General features: G+C 31.6%; 11 protein-coding genes, 1 riboswitch and 1 other annotated feature. Of the genes, 8 read left to right on the plus strand and 3 right to left on the minus strand.

What is annotated here, in order from left to right; translation table 11 throughout:
• The first annotated feature begins 43 nt into the window (after positions 1-43).
• Both CLCOS_RS14355 and gdhA read left to right on the plus strand, forming a co-directional pair.
• On the plus strand, positions 44-1,282 hold the full coding sequence (locus CLCOS_RS14355) for an MFS transporter (RefSeq protein ID WP_063600982.1): 1,239 nt from the start codon (positions 44-46) through the stop codon (positions 1,280-1,282).
• A gap of 159 nt (positions 1,283-1,441) precedes the next feature.
• A complete protein-coding gene (gene gdhA, locus CLCOS_RS14360) occupies positions 1,442-2,788 on the plus strand; it encodes an NADP-specific glutamate dehydrogenase (protein WP_063600981.1) in 1,347 nt (448 codons plus the stop codon).
• Positions 2,789-2,880: 92 nt separating this feature from the next.
• Here gdhA and CLCOS_RS14365 read toward each other — a convergent pair whose 3' ends face one another.
• A complete protein-coding gene (locus tag CLCOS_RS14365) occupies positions 2,881-4,221 on the minus strand; it encodes a M28 family metallopeptidase (RefSeq protein WP_063600980.1) in 1,341 nt (446 codons plus the stop codon).
• 161 nt (positions 4,222-4,382) lie between these two features.
• On the opposite strand from CLCOS_RS14365, the gene CLCOS_RS14370 reads away from it, so the two are divergent.
• From CLCOS_RS14370 to CLCOS_RS14390, 5 genes are all read left to right on the plus strand, one after another.
• A complete protein-coding gene (locus tag CLCOS_RS14370; protein ID WP_063600979.1) occupies positions 4,383-6,536 on the plus strand; it encodes a Tex family protein in 2,154 nt (717 codons plus the stop codon).
• Positions 6,537-6,645: 109 nt separating this feature from the next.
• Positions 6,646-6,762, plus strand: a riboswitch (FMN riboswitch).
• 87 nt (positions 6,763-6,849) lie between these two features.
• Positions 6,850-7,476: an ECF transporter S component gene (locus CLCOS_RS14375; protein WP_013236954.1), complete on the plus strand. Its 627-nt coding sequence runs from the start codon at positions 6,850-6,852 to the stop codon at positions 7,474-7,476.
• A 108-nt stretch (positions 7,477-7,584) separates the two neighbouring features.
• The gene (locus CLCOS_RS14380) at positions 7,585-9,429 is read left to right on the plus strand and encodes a hypothetical protein (protein WP_242866911.1); all 1,845 of its coding nucleotides are present in this window, start codon (positions 7,585-7,587) and stop codon (positions 9,427-9,429) included.
• Positions 9,430-9,503: 74 nt separating this feature from the next.
• Complete coding sequence (locus CLCOS_RS14385; RefSeq protein WP_013236956.1) at positions 9,504-9,770, plus strand: EscU/YscU/HrcU family type III secretion system export apparatus switch protein; 267 nt, start codon at positions 9,504-9,506, stop codon at positions 9,768-9,770.
• Positions 9,771-9,774: 4 nt separating this feature from the next.
• Positions 9,775-10,461, plus strand: coding sequence for a metallophosphoesterase (locus CLCOS_RS14390; RefSeq protein WP_063600977.1), 687 nt, complete (start codon positions 9,775-9,777; stop codon positions 10,459-10,461).
• A 43-nt stretch (positions 10,462-10,504) separates the two neighbouring features.
• On the opposite strand, the gene CLCOS_RS14395 is transcribed toward CLCOS_RS14390, so the two are convergent.
• Complete coding sequence (locus tag CLCOS_RS14395) at positions 10,505-11,314, minus strand: DUF2225 domain-containing protein (RefSeq protein WP_063600976.1); 810 nt, start codon at positions 11,312-11,314, stop codon at positions 10,505-10,507.
• A gap of 187 nt (positions 11,315-11,501) precedes the next feature.
• Between CLCOS_RS14395 and CLCOS_RS14400 the strand changes: the two genes are divergently transcribed.
• A complete protein-coding gene (locus CLCOS_RS14400) occupies positions 11,502-12,290 on the plus strand; it encodes a GTP pyrophosphokinase (protein WP_063600975.1) in 789 nt (262 codons plus the stop codon).
• Between the two features lie 78 nt (positions 12,291-12,368).
• Here the strand turns inward: CLCOS_RS14400 and leuS are convergent, their stop codons facing one another.
• Positions 12,369-14,801: a leucine--tRNA ligase gene (leuS, locus tag CLCOS_RS14405; RefSeq protein ID WP_063600974.1), complete on the minus strand. Its 2,433-nt coding sequence runs from the start codon at positions 14,799-14,801 to the stop codon at positions 12,369-12,371.
• A 122-nt stretch (positions 14,802-14,923) separates the two neighbouring features.
• Positions 14,924-15,130: a binding site (T-box leader), on the minus strand.
• Positions 15,131-15,198 lie beyond the last annotated feature (68 nt).

A 15,198-nucleotide genomic window follows, 5' to 3' on the forward strand; every position in this document is an offset into this window, starting at 1 on the left:
ATTTGCATGTATTTTTAACGTATAATTGAAAGAAGGATTTAGCTTGAGTTTTAAAAGTACAGTAGGGGATGTCTTTTCATCCCTAAAACATAGAGATTTTAGATATTTTTTGTCAGGACAGCTTTTGTCACTAATGGGAACTATGATTCAAAATACCGCACTCAGTTGGTATGTGTATAAGATAACTAATTCTCCTTTTCTTCTTGGACTTATATCAGTATTTCAATATGCACCAGTACTTTTGATTACACTTATTGCAGGTGTTATAGCAGAAAGATATCCCAAAAGAAAGATTATTTTAATGACTCAGTTTTCTTATATGATACAGTCCTTTATATTGACTTTCGTTATTTATATTGGATATAGTAAGTATTGGATATTAGCTACATTAGCTGTTATTAATGGGATTATAACAAGTTTGGACATGCCTACAAGGCAGTCCTTCTTTATTGAACTTGTAGGAAAAAAGGATCTTCCAAATGCTATATCTTTAAACTCAACTGTTTTTAATATATCACGTATAGTTGGACCTGCATTTGCAGGAATAATAATGAACAAATTAGGAGTATTTCAATGCTTTCTTGTCAATACAATTAGTTTTATACCTGTTATCTATGGTGTGTTTCAAATAAAGGCCAAAGGTAATCCAACATTAAGAACCAAAAATTTCAATCTAATTCAGGATTTAAAAGGTGGGATTATGTATACTATAAATAAGAAAATACTTCTATCTGTAATGTTTATGATGGCTATAGTATGTACTTTTGCATTTAATAGCAATGTAATTATACCTGTATTTGCAAAGCAAGTCATGAATGGAGGAGCGAAAGAGTATAGTATTTTTTTAAGTCTTTCAGGTGCGGGGTCATTTTTAGGAGCTATTTTTATGGCAGGGATAGGCAGGGGACTTAGAAGTAAGCATTTCCTCATTATAAATTCATTTATATTGGCTATTTTACAAATAGTAACTTTATTTACAAGTAGTTATTTATTGGTAGGGATGCTATTTGTATGTATAGGATTCTTTGGGCTTACTTTTTTAAATAAAGCAAATGCTACACTGCAGTTTAATACAGAAGATGAATATAGGGGGAGGGTAATGAGTATATATGCCCTTTTAAATATTGGAAGCACCCCTTTCGGTAGTGCTTTCGTGGGTGCAGTTATGGAAAAATTCGGTGGTAAATTTGGATTCTTTAGCTGTGGATTAATGATGTTTCTATTTACGATTATCACTGTATTTTTTGTTGAATTAAAAAACAGGAAACCTAGATATAATTGATTATGTTACATATATTAGATAATATGGATGAATAGTGATTCAAGCTCGTACAGGATTTCTAGAAGATAATAGAATATGTTTTTGAATTATGTTAATTTTGGTATAATTATAAGTAAAGTAGTAAAGATAACTACAATTATTTTATGAAGGAGTAATAATATGGATGGCAAAGAGTATGTTCAAAAAGTTTTAAGTACTGTACAAAAAAGAAATTCAGGCGAAGAAGAATTTCTTGATGCGGTAAAAGAAGTTTTAGCTTCTTTAGTACCTGTATTTGATAGAAGACCTGATTTTATTAAAGCAGGATTACTTGAAAGATTAACTGAACCAGAAAGAGCTATAAGTTTTAGAGTCCCATGGGTTGATGATAATGGAGAGGTTCAAGTAAACAGAGGTTTTAGAATTCAATTTAATTCGGCTATAGGACCGTATAAGGGTGGGTTAAGATTTCATCCATCTGTAAATCAAAGTATCGTAAAATTTCTAGGATTTGAGCAAATATTTAAGAACTCCTTAACAGGGTTACCTATCGGAGGAGCAAAAGGTGGTTCAGATTTTGATCCAAAAGGCAAATCTGATAACGAAGTTATGAGATTTTGTCAAGCTTTTATGTCTGAGCTGTACAAGTACATAGGTTCTAATAGAGATGTACCTGCAGGAGATATAGGTGTCGGTGGAAGAGAAATTGGATATCTATATGGCTATTATAATAAACTTAAAGGTGTAAGTGAACAGGGTACTTTGACAGGCAAGGGACTGACTTATGGAGGAAGTCTTGCCAGAACAGAAGCAACAGGATATGGATTAGTTTATTTTACTGAAGAAATGCTAAAGGATCATAATTTGAGTTTCAAAGATAAAAAAGTAGTAGTCTCAGGTTCGGGAAATGTGGCTATTTATGCTATTGAAAAAGCAACTGAACTTGGAGCTAAAGTTATTACTTGTTCTGATTCTAATGGATATATTTTAGATGAAAATGGAATTAATCTAGATGTAGTAAAAGAAATTAAAGAAGTTAGAAGGGGAAGAATAAAAGAATATCTAAAAAGTGTGCCTACTGCTAAGTATGTACCAGATTTTAGAGAGATTTGGAATGTTAAGTGTGACATAGCTCTTCCTTGTGCAACTCAAGGTGAAATAAATGAGAAATCTGCTAAGGCTCTTGTAGAAAATGGTGTTATAGCTGTATCAGAAGGAGCAAATATGCCTTCAACTTTAGATGCAATAAATGTATTTTTAAGTAATAAAATTCTTTTTGGACCTTCTAAGGCAGCTAATGCAGGAGGAGTTGCATGTTCTGCTATTGAAATGTCTCAGAATAGTATAAGGTATTCATGGACATTTGAAGAGGTAAATAATAAGATCAAAAATATAATGATTAATATTTATAATAATTCTAAAAACGCAGCAAAAGAATATGGAAATGAAGGAAATATAGTTGTAGGAGCCAATATTGCTGGATTTTTAAAAGTTGCTGAGGCTATGATGGCCCAAGGCATAATTTAAGTTTACAAAGAAACTTGGAAGTTATGGAGGATTTTTTTAAGGAAAAATCCTCCTTCAACTGTCTATTGTCAATTATCAACTTTTAAGCAGATTTATTTATAAAATTGATGCAAATATAAATTAACCATTATAAGTATTCCACAAAACGATATGGCTAATAAATATTTAGAGTATAAAATAAAAGGATTATTATTAAAGGCATAGCTGTCAATTTCTTTTGAAACTACATTGAAACACCTATCTATGGATTTTGTATTTATATATTGAGATTTGTCCATAGGTGTGTGTATTTTTGATGTATCTGCATCTGATAAAGTTAAGGCATCTATGTTATAAGCTCTAAAATATTGATGATCACTGGAATTTTCAAAAGTATACTTAAAGTTTACTTTGCTATTAGTACATAATTGTGCTATTTCTTTTACAAAAGGTGAATTTTTTGAATCCCATTTTCCAGCCATTATAGAAAGAGGAACGTTTTTATCACTGCCTAACATGTCAAAATTTATAACTTTTCCCCCTCTTAGGGTGTCTTTATATTGCTGTGCAAAATTTTTTGACCCTAGGCACCCAAATTCTTCTGCATTAAAAGCTGCAATTACTATATTTCTTTCCGGTTTCCCAATAGAATTTATGTATTTTATAAGACCAAGTAAAAAAGATGTACCAGAAGCATTGTCTAAGGCACCGCTATACACTGTGTCAGAAAGGTCAGAGCCAAGGTGATCAAAATGGGCAGATAGAACAAGTGGAGGTAGAGCAGGGTTTTTACCTTTTATGTATCCTATTACGTTGTAAGCAGACGTTAATTTGTTATGAAAAGGTATAAAACAGCTTATTTCACAACCTAAATTTAAATAATTTTTTATTTCTTTGGCAGTTTGTTCTTTTATCATAATGTACATACTTCCCCGAGAATTTGAAATAAAGGAACTTCTAAAGTCTAAGTTATCATTTTTGGGAGTGTAAAATAAAAAATATTGGTTTGATGTCTGCACTTGAAAGCTGTTTTTTGATAGTGAAATAACATCATCTTTTTTAAAAGATACACTGCTATTTTTAAAGTTTAGCATATCTTCCTTATAATCTGCAGCATACTTATACTGTTTTACTATAAAGCCGTTTTTATCCTTTACTATGAGATATGGAGCAGCATCTATTTTTTCAGGGTAAATTACATTAAAAGATTGAAAATAATCCTTATTGTAAGAACTTAAATTTTCTAATTTAAAATAATGTTTTATAAAAGCTGCTGTTTCATAATTTTCCAAGGTCCCAGTAAGCCTTCCTTTAAAATTATCTGAAGATAAATAGGAAATAGTATTTTTAACTTTTGAAGAATTTAGTGGATGTATAAAATAGTAATATTGAAAGCTCAATGAACAAATAATACAAAATATAGTTAATGGTAATATAAGCATAAATTTTCTCATTAATAATAACCTCTAAAATAATGTGTTTCTAAATATATATTAATTTGCCAAAGTGTATATAACTGTTGTAATATATTTTTAGCTGATTTACTTTTTCAATATGTTTAATCCTGCTTTTAACTTAGAGATTTATCATAAATAAAATTAACCAGGAGGTAAAAATGAATAATATAATAGATACATTAGCTGAAGAGCTTAGTGTAAATAAAAAATATATAAATAGTGTAATCGAACTTTTAGATTCAGGTAATACAGTGCCTTTTATAGCCAGATATAGAAAAGAACTTACAGGAAGCATGAGTGATGTAACTTTAAGAAAACTGGCAGAAAGACTTACATATCTTAGAAATCTTAAATCTAGAAAAGAAGATGTAATAAGAATAATAGAAGAACAGGGAAAACTTACGGAAGAATTAAAGAATTCTATAGAACACAGCAGTACTTTAACAGAAGTAGAAGACATATATAGACCATATAAACCAAAGAAAAGAACCAGAGCAACTATTGCACAGGAAAAGGGACTTAAGCCTATCTCAGAAGCTATTTTAGCTGGGAAGTTCCAAGATGATATAGAAAAGTATGCAGAAAAATTTATAAATGAAGAAAAGGGCGTTGAGTCTGTAGAAGATGCACTAGCAGGTGCAGTTGACATAATAAGTGAAGTTATTTCTGATGAAGCAAAGTATAGAAAATGGATAAGAAAATTTGTTTGGGAAAATGGAATAATTCAAACGAAGGGTGAAAGCAAAGAACCAACTCCTTATGAAATGTACTATGATTATAGAGAAGCAGTTAAGTCTATTCCACCTCATAGAATACTAGCTATAAATAGAGGGGAAAAAGAAAAAGTTTTATCTGTAAAGATAGATTGTGATATGGAGAATATAGAAATTTACTTAAAAAATCAATCTCTTAAAGGAAATAATATAACAGATACTTATATAGAAAAAAGTGTAGAAGATTCGCTAAAGAGACTAATTTATCCATCTATTGAAAGAGAAATAAGGTCACAACTTACAGATATGGGAGAAGAAGGTGCTATAAAAATATTTAAAGCCAATTTGAAGGCACTTTTGATGCAATCACCTATAAAGGGAAAAAATGTACTTGGCTATGACCCTGGTTTTAGAAATGGGTGCAAAATTGCAGTATTGGACGATACAGGAAAATTGTTAGATACCGCAATAGTATATGCTACTGCACCTCAAAATGATGTGGAAGGATCTATAAAGAAACTAAAAGAGCTAGTATATAAATACGATGTAAATGTTGTATCCCTTGGAAATGGAACTGCTAGCAGAGAATCTGAAGAACTCATTGGAAAACTTATAAAAGAAGTTAAGGAAGAGAAAGGAAAGGATCTGTACTATGTAATTGTATCTGAAGCAGGGGCTTCAATTTATTCTGCATCGGAACTTGCAGCAAAGGAATATCCAGACATAAATGTATCTTTAAGGGGAGCTATATCTATAGGCAGAAGGCTTCAAGATCCTTTAGCAGAGCTTGTTAAAATAGATCCTAAATCCATAGGTGTAGGGCAGTACCAGCATGATGTTGCACCAAAGAAATTGGATGAATCTTTAAAGGGAATTGTAGAAGATTGTGTAAATAGTGTAGGTGTAGACCTAAATATAGCAACGCCTTCTCTTCTATCCTATATATCTGGAATAAATACTGCTATAGCGTCAAACATTGTAGCTTATAGAGAGGAAAATGGTAAATTTAAAAACAGAAAAGAGCTTTTAAAGGTCAAAAGATTGGGAGCCAAAGCTTTTGAACAGTGTGCAGGATTTTTAAGGGTAATGGAAAGCGGTGAGCCCCTTGACAATACTTCTGTCCATCCTGAATCTTATGATGCAGCAAAAGGACTTTTGGAGATTATTGGATATAATATGGAAGATTTAAAAAATGGAGAACTTTCAGATATAGATAATAGAGTTGATAAAATAGGCATAGATGTTCTTTCAGAAAAGCTTAATGTAGGTGAGCCAACTTTAAAAGATATAATAAAAGAGATAAAAAAGCCGGGAAGAGATCCAAGAGAAGAACTTCCTAAACCTATACTTAAGACTGGAATAATAGACATTAATCAATTAAAACCAGGTATGGTGCTTACAGGCACGGTTAGAAATGTAGCAGATTTTGGAGCTTTTGTAGATATTGGAGTTCATCAAGATGGACTTGTTCATATAAGTCAGTTGTCAGATAAATTTGTCAAGCATCCACTTGATGTAGTCCAAGTAGGAGATATAGTTCAAGTAACTGTACTTGAAGTAGATGAAAAGAGAAAGAGAATATCACTTAGCATGAAATAAACAGAGTGCTATAGGACTATTAGAGAAGGTAATCATTGGATAAAAGTTATTTTAAGAATATGTTGAAATATGCTGGTAAAAGTATTATAATAAATTTGAAAATTTAAAATATAATCTTCAGGGCGGGGTGTGATTCCCCACCGGCGGTATAGCCCGCGAGCCATAATTGGTATGATTCGGTGAGATTCCGAGGCCGACAGTAGAGTCTGGATGAAAGAAGGTAAAATGTAGCGTTTATTAGCCCTGATATTTTATCAGGGCTTTTTTGCTTACCTTAGAAGGTTATACACAATATTTTAGGGGGATGTTAGATATGAGAAGCAATAAGTTAAACAGGCTAGTAAAGATATCATTGTTAGGTGTAATTGGATTTTTACTTATGTTCATAGAAGTTGCAATTCCTGTGTTCCCATCGTTTTTACAGATTGATATAAGTGACTTACCGGCTTTAATAGGCACTTTTGCACTTGGACCTGGAGCTGGAGTTGCCATAGAGCTTTTAAAGAATATACTTCATGGAATATTTGATGGAAAAACAGCATTTATAGGAGAGTTTGCAAATTTTGCAGTGGGTTCAGTTTTAGTGTTTACAGCAGGATATTTATATAATAGACATAAAACTAAAAAGACAGCAGCAGTTAGTCTTGGGGCGGCAACTATTGCTATGTCAGTATTTGCTGCAGTGTTAAATTACTTTGTATTACTTCCGCTTTATGAAAAAGTACTTAATTTCCCTATAAGTGCAATGGTAGCAGCAGCAGGAAAAGTAAATGGAAGTATAACAGATATAAATACCTTGATATTATTTGCTATTGTACCTTTTAATTTATTAAAAGGATTATTACTTACAGCACTTACACTAGTTTTGTATAAGAGTGTATCACCGGTACTGAAACAAGAGCAGAGTAAAAGCAGAGGTTTGGCAGAACATAATAATTAAAGGAAAATCTGGGTTTATCCCAGATTTTTTTATTTTTATCTTTATGAAAAAACATTTTTGTACGATAATTTATACATAACTTAAAAAGAGAATAAATTATAAAGGGTGATGAATTTGCCAGGTATATGGAATGTAAACAGTAGTTATAATGTAGATAACAAGCGTATATCTACTAAATTATCTTTTGAAGTAGGTGAAAAATTTTCCGCTAGAATTTTAGATTTAAAAAAATCTACGGGAGAGATACTTTTAAAACTTTTAGATGGATGGCAATTTTCTGCGGAAATAGAAAACCCAGTAGATTTTTTGCCAAATAAGCTTGTAAGACTAGAAGTACAAGGATTCGAAAATGGAAAGCTTAAGTTAAAAATTGTGAACTCCCAAGATGGAGAACAAGTCGGAGGCAAAGATTCTATAGATAGTTTTATTAGAGAATCCGGTGACCTTAATTTAAGTAGTGATGACTACCAGCTTGTAAAAAGCATGCTTAAGCACGAAATACCACTTACCAAAAGCAATATTTCTAATATAAAAACTACCCTGGATTTTATAGACAAAATAAAAAGTGAGCCTAATGAAGAAAATGAGTTTATAGATAAATATTTGGATAGTAGAGGCATATCCCCTGAAAGCACAGAAGGTAAATTTACCACTAGTACATTAAAAAATTTTTTTAGTCAACTAAAACAGATAAGTGGTGATGATTTGCTTACTTTCCTAGAAAACAATATGGAACTAAGTGAAGATAATATAAAAAGTTTTAACAATGTATTTAAAAAAGACGGAACCATATATAATGAAATAAAATTCTTGGGAGAAACTCTATCTGGACAGAAATCCACTAATGTACAGCCACAAAGCCAAGTTGAAGGTACAAAAGACAATCTAAAAGTTATTTCCGAAAAAGCCCAAACTGAAGTATATAGAAGTGAAAATAGTGACAGCAAAGCAGAAAACATAGCTACTAAGGACAATATTGCTTCTACACAGAGTGAAAAGGACACTGTTAGTAGGACAGGTACAGAAAGGGCTGGCGTAGAAAATGAAACTGTTTTAAATAGTGAGGGATTGGATGCAAATAAGTTAAATGAGATTTTAAATAAAATCAAAAATTCAGTAGGTGAAGAAAAAACTCAATCTCCAAATGTAGAACAATCATCTAATGTAAAGGAGGATATTTCCTCTAAAGGCATAGAACAGCAGACAAGTATAGATAAAGATATGTCTTCTAAAAATATAGAACAAAAAACAGGTACAGATAAGGGCATTTCTTCTAAGGATATAGAGAATTTAGAACAAAAGGATACCTCAAATACAGTTTCAAAGTTTTCTGAAAAGGAAGGAAGTAAAGTTGAAAGTCCTCACCATAATAATTTTATAAAGCAAAATGGTATGGATGACATTGTAAGCCAGATAAAAGAACAGATAAACATAAAGACTAGTGAGATGAAGGATATTATAAGAACAGTTTTAGATCAAAAAGGAGATGGCAAAAATCAACTTAGTGGAAATATTGTACAGGTGCTTAACAATAACATGAACGATTTCAAAGTATTCAATACTGTATCTAATTCATACTATTATATGGATGTTCCTATAAATTTAAATCAACAAGATTATCAATGTAAACTGATGATTAAGGATGATAGGCAAAAAGGGAAAAAAATAGATTCTACTAATGTAAAAATAGTAACTTCTGTAAGTACTGAAAATATGGGGACAGTAGATGCATATTTAAGCGTTAAAAACCGTAGCATGGATATAGATATCAAATGTAGTAAGGAATGGCTTAATTTATTCAAGAAAACTGAAAAAAGGGTACTGGAGAGCTTATCTGATATAGGGTATAATGTATATGTTAGATTTGATGAAAAGAAAGAAGAGATGAACATATCAACTTGTAGAGAATTTTTTCAGGATAGTGATATAGGTGTTATAAATACAAAGGCGTAACTTTAGGCATTTTTTTCAGATACCTTACTGATTATTATGAACTCATTACTGAACTCTTATTGAAGGGGAATATTATGGATAAGAAAAAGAAAGCAGCAGCTTTAAAATATGAATATAATTATGAAGCACCTATAGTTACTGCAGCAGGCATAGGTCAAATAGCAGATAATATACTGAATAAGGCAAAAGAGAGCGGTGTTCCTATAGTTTATGATAAAGAGCTTGCCAATCTTTTGAGTAATGTGGACATAGGGGATAATGTGCCTTTTGAGTTATACGATGCGGTAGCTAAAGTAATAGCTTATGTGATAGATATAGATAAAAATATAAGTAGAAGGTGATTATTTGGCTTTATTTGCAATATCAGATTTGCATTTGGACTTAACGGGCAGTAAGCCTATGGATGTTTTTGGAAACAACTGGGCTAATCATGATGAAAAAATTAAAAAAAATTGGAACAGTAAAATAACTAGTGAAGACAAGGTATTGATATCAGGAGATATATCTTGGTCCATGAATATGGAAGGAGGAGCTTGTGATTTAGAGTGGGTGCACCAACTTTCGGGAACAAAATTAATGATAAAGGGAAATCATGACTATTGGTGGAACAGTATTACTAAACTAAATAATATGTATGAAGACATGGGCTTTATACAGAATAATTTTTTTACCTATAAGGATTATGGAATATGCGGAACAAGGGGATGGAATTGTCCAGAAAGTGATAATTTTTCTGCTCATGATGAAAAAATATATAAAAGAGAACTTTTAAGAATGAAAAATTCTTTGGATTGTGCAGTAAAGTCAGGATATAAAAAATTTATAGTAATGATACATTATCCGCCTATAAGTGAGAAGTTCATGTCCTCGGGATTTACAGATATATTTAGGGAATATGGTGTAGAGAAAGTTATATATGGACATCTTCATGGAGAATCTTTGTCCAAGGCTATAACGGGAAATTTAAATGGAGTAGAGTACATACTAGCTTCTGCAGACTATATAAAATTTAATCCTATAAGAATAATGTAGAGTAAACTTAAAAATAAGCTTACTCTAAAAATGTATGGACAGGTTATTTGTGAAATTTAGAAAAAAGTCCATGTTTTTTGTTATCACTTGAGTCATCCGTAGGATTATTATCTTCAGTTTCAGTTATTACATCCTTTATAAGATCTTTCTGATCTCTAGCTAGATTTTTAATTTTTTGTGATGCTATATTAGAGGTCGTTACTTCACTAAACCAGGTTAAGGAGTCTTCTTCTCTACCTGTACGCCTCATAAGTTCTCCTATAAGATACATTGTAGTAAACTTGTCCATACCGTATATAGGAGAAGGCTCATTGTAATATGCATTTTGAAAATTTTCTAATGCCTGGTTTAGAAATTCCATTTCTTTTATTTCATCTTCCTTAAGTCTGTACATCCAGGCGATTTTTAAAGAATTCATTGCCTTTTTACTAGATCTAGCATTTATAATGTAATAATTTAAAAGAGATAACTTGTACCTTGTTATAGCTAAATCTATATCATATACCTCAGGATAATTCTTACTCTTCCACTTAGGAGAAATTTTTTCCCTAATTATGTTTGCATCATAATCACTCAGGTGTTCAAAGTCACTTTTCATAGCAGAATAACCACATTCATCACATACCCATACGTCATAAAAATAGGGATTTATAATAGAATATCTTATAAAAAAGTCAGAATCTTTTTTTAGTATTCTATAAGAAGATTTCTTAATAGCTCTAGCATTAAAATTATTATCACAAACAGGACATACTACTTTTTTGTTGTAAAGTAATAGTTTTTGCCTTTCTTCTTCACTTAAGCCATCATCTTCATTTAAATTTTCTAGACCCAAAGAGGTTTTTTTAGACATATCTGTAGCCACCTTCATTATGAATAATATATTTCTTATATTAATTATTAAGTTATAATATTATTATATCAAAAAAATTATTAAAATTATACTATTAAGTGTATAGGGAACATATATACTATATTGAATAATTTAAATTTTTGATATAATAATAATGTACCTATATAATTTGTTGGGGGTGATTTATGTGGCAATAGGGGAATGGAAAACATTCTTAATACCATATAGTCAAGCTGTTGAAGAGTTGAAAGTAAAATTTAAAAGTATAAGAAAAGAATATAGAAAAAGGAATGAATACTCACCAATAGAATTTGTTACTGGAAGAGTAAAAGAGATATCTAGCATATTAGAGAAAGCAAATAAGTTCAATATACCTCTTGACAGAATAGGTTATGAGATGGAAGATATAGCTGGTATTAGAGTTATGTGTCAGTTTGTAGATGATATAGAAAAGGTAGTTGAAATAATAAGAAATAGGAAAGACATGAGTATAATGTATGAAAAAGATTATGTATCTAATGTGAAGGAAAGTGGATATAGGAGCTACCATGTAATAATTAAATACCCTGTTAATATGGCAGAGGGTGAGAAAGAAATACTAGCTGAGTTTCAGATAAGGACTCTTGCCATGAATTTTTGGGCTACTATAGAGCACTCGCTGAACTACAAATATAAGCAGGATATACCTGGTGGAATAAAATTAAAACTTAAGAGTGCGGCAGATGCAGCTTTCCAGCTTGATCAACAGATGCTTGAGATCAAGGATGAAATAAAAGATGCTCAAAAGTTATTTGAAGTAAAGTCAAGCTTGGTTTCTGATATAATGAACAATATACTTACGATGTCTTCTATGGGAAAGTTAAGCGAATCAACTAGATATCAAGTGCAATTAAATAATTTAATTGAAGAGGGGGAAGTGTCTGAGCTTGTAAGCTTACTCCGTTCTACAGAAAAGTTACTTCAAATGTACAAATAGCTGTCATGTTACAATTCAGTTGCAGGTTTTAACTAAAACTAGCAACTGAAATTAGTAATGACAGCTATTTACATATTGTTATTTTGCTACTATATTTACAAGCCTGCCTTTTACCACTATAACTTTCTTTATATCTTTACCGTCTAAAAGAGATTTGATATGTTCATTAGAAAGAGATAACTCTTTTATCTGGTCTTCTTTCAAGTTCGTGGATACATTTATTTTAGCTTTGATTTTACCATTTATCTGAATGGCTATTTCTGCCTCGGCTCTTATAAGTGCATTGGGTTCGAAATCAGGCCATTTTTCATTAAATATGGAATAGCTTTTTCCTAGAGATTCCCATTGCTCTTCTGCAAAGTGAGGTGCAAAAGGTGCTATAATTTTTACAAAATCAATTACAGTATCTTTCAGCAGCGATATATTTTTATCTTTTTGCTGAATGTACTTCGAAAGTGCATTCGTAAATTCCATAATTCTAGCTACGGATGTATTAAATTGGAACTTATTAGCATCTTCTGATACAGATTTTATTGAATAGTTTCTTGTATAGTTCAATTCCTTTTCGGCATCATCCATAGAAGTTTTTCCGGTATCTTCATTTTCTATAATTTCCTTTATGGAAGCTATAGTTCTGTCAATTCTATCTACGAATCTGCTTATAGATTTGATTCCATCATCGCTCCAGGCCCCACCTTCACTATAGTCAAATCCAAACATCAAATACAGTCTAAATACATCAGAACCGTATTCTTCTATGCAGTCATCTGGGGATATAGTATTTCCTTTTGATTTACTCATTTTTTGACCATCAGGACCAAGTATTATACCCTGATGTCTAAGAGATAGGAAAGGTTCATCAAAGTCTAAGAATCCCATATCTCTGAGAGCTTTAGTAATAAATCGGGCATACAGAAGATGCATGCAAGCATGTTCAGGGCCGCCTACGTACATGTCTACTGGAAGCATTTTATCTATTTTAACTTTATCAAAAGGTTTTTTACTGTTTTTATTATCAACATATCTTAAGTAATACCAGGAAGAACATACAAATGTGTCTAAAGTATCAGCTTCTCTTTTTGCTGGACCTCCGCAGCAAGGGCATGTAGTATTCATGAATTCTTCTGATTTTAAAAGAGGAGACTTACCATCAGGAGAAAATTCTACATTATAAGGGAGTTCAACTGGCAGTTGATCTTCTGGTACAGGAACTATTCCACATTTTTCGCAATATACTACAGGAATAGGAGTTCCCCAATATCTTTGTCTTGAAATTAACCAGTCTCTTAGTCTGTAATTTACTTTTCCAGAGCCTAACCCCATACTTTCAAGTTTTTTAGTTACAGCTTCTTTGCCTTCTTTTGTAGTTAGACCATTGAATTCACCGCTATTTATCATTTTGCCATGTTCTACATAAGGTAAGGAATCTCCACCTTCTATAACTCTTTCAATAGGTAACTTATATTTTGTTGCAAATGCAAAGTCTCTTTCATCGTGGGCAGGAACTGCCATTACGGCACCAGTACCATAAGTATTTAGTACATAATCTCCTATCCATATAGGAACCTTTCTGCCATTTATAGGATTTATAGCATAAGAACCACTGAATACACCAGTTTTTTCTCTTGTAATTGATTGTCTCTCGATTTCACTTTGCTTCTTAGCTGATTCTTTATATTTTTCTACTTCATCTTTGTATTCTTCTTTGGTCAATTTATCAACTAAGGTATTTTCAGGTGATAAAACTACATAAGTAACACCAAATAAGGTATCAACTCTTGTAGTAAATACACTGAACTCAATATCGGAATCTGCTACCTTAAAAGTTACATTTGTACCGGTGGATTTACCTATCCAATGTCTTTGCATAGCCTTTGTTTTTTCTGGCCAATCCAGCTTATCTAAGCACTGAAGAAGTTCTTCTGAATAATCTGTAATCTTGAAGAACCATTGAGTTAAATCCTTTTTAGTTGCCTCGGTGCCACATCTTTCACAAAATCCATCTTGTACCTGCTCATTTGCAAGTACTGTTTTACAGCTAGGGCACCAGTTTACAGGGGCATTTTTTCTATAAGCTAAACCATGTTTATATAATTGTAAAAATAACCACTGATTCCATTTATAATATTCAGGATGACAGGTAATTACTTCATTTTCCCAATTGAACATTGCACCCATAGATTTAAGTTGTTTTTCCATAGTAGCTATATTTTTTTCGGTTGAGTCACTTGGGTGTATTCCAGTTTTAATAGCATAGTTTTCTGCAGGAAGACCAAAAGAATCAAAACCCATAGGTTGGAACACATTATATCCTTGCATTTTTTTAAGTCTTGCCCAGGAATCTACAGGAGCATAGTTAAACCAGTGTCCTGCATGAAGTTTACTACCTGAAGGGTAGGAGAACATCTCCAGTACATATAATTTTTTATCTAAATTGTTATCGTCAAATTTATAAAGTGATGTTTCTTCCCATTTTGTTTGCCATTTTTTATCAGTTTCGATACTGTACATAATATCTTCTCCTTTATTTGTAATTTAATATAGCTTTTACGCTTTTGTAAGCTAAAGAAGTCTAGTAAAATTGTGGTGTTTATTTGTTGCTAGAATATAAAAAAATCTCTCATCTCTTAAAATCAAGAGACGAAAGATTTAACTTCCGCGGTACCACTCTAATTAAACCTATAAACTGGTTTCACTCAAAAAATAACGGTTCGTGCCGTATCTGATTTTCTTCAGATAAGCTCCTAAGGTGAGTTCGCATTCTGTTCACACTGTTTTTCACCTAACAACAGCTCTCTTTAGTGATATAAATACTACTGTTCCTTTTTCAAAGCTAAATATTAGTTTATTTCTCATTTTATAATATTAAACAGTTTTCTGTCAAGAATTTATTCTTAAATTTTATTTT

The sequence above is a fragment of the Clostridium coskatii genome (assembly GCF_001675205.1).
GTDB classification, from domain to species: Bacteria; Bacillota; Clostridia; order Clostridiales; family Clostridiaceae; genus Clostridium_B; species Clostridium_B ljungdahlii.

Bases quoted from the DNA above. Each gene is read 5' to 3' on its own strand.
- CLCOS_RS14375 (WP_013236954.1), top strand. From the start codon at position 6,850: ATGAGAAGCAATAAGTTAAACAGGCTAGTAAAGATATCATTGTTAGGT.
- leuS (WP_063600974.1), bottom strand. From the start codon at position 14,801: ATGTACAGTATCGAAACTGATAAAAAATGGCAAACAAAATGGGAAGAA.
- CLCOS_RS14395 (WP_063600976.1), bottom strand. From the start codon at position 11,314: ATGTCTAAAAAAACCTCTTTGGGTCTAGAAAATTTAAATGAAGATGAT.
- CLCOS_RS14370 (WP_063600979.1), top strand. From the start codon at position 4,383: ATGAATAATATAATAGATACATTAGCTGAAGAGCTTAGTGTAAATAAA.
- gdhA (WP_063600981.1), top strand. From the start codon at position 1,442: ATGGATGGCAAAGAGTATGTTCAAAAAGTTTTAAGTACTGTACAAAAA.
- CLCOS_RS14365 (WP_063600980.1), bottom strand. From the start codon at position 4,221: ATGAGAAAATTTATGCTTATATTACCATTAACTATATTTTGTATTATT.
- CLCOS_RS14385 (WP_013236956.1), top strand. From the start codon at position 9,504: ATGGATAAGAAAAAGAAAGCAGCAGCTTTAAAATATGAATATAATTAT.
- CLCOS_RS14380 (WP_242866911.1), top strand. From the start codon at position 7,585: ATGAATTTGCCAGGTATATGGAATGTAAACAGTAGTTATAATGTAGAT.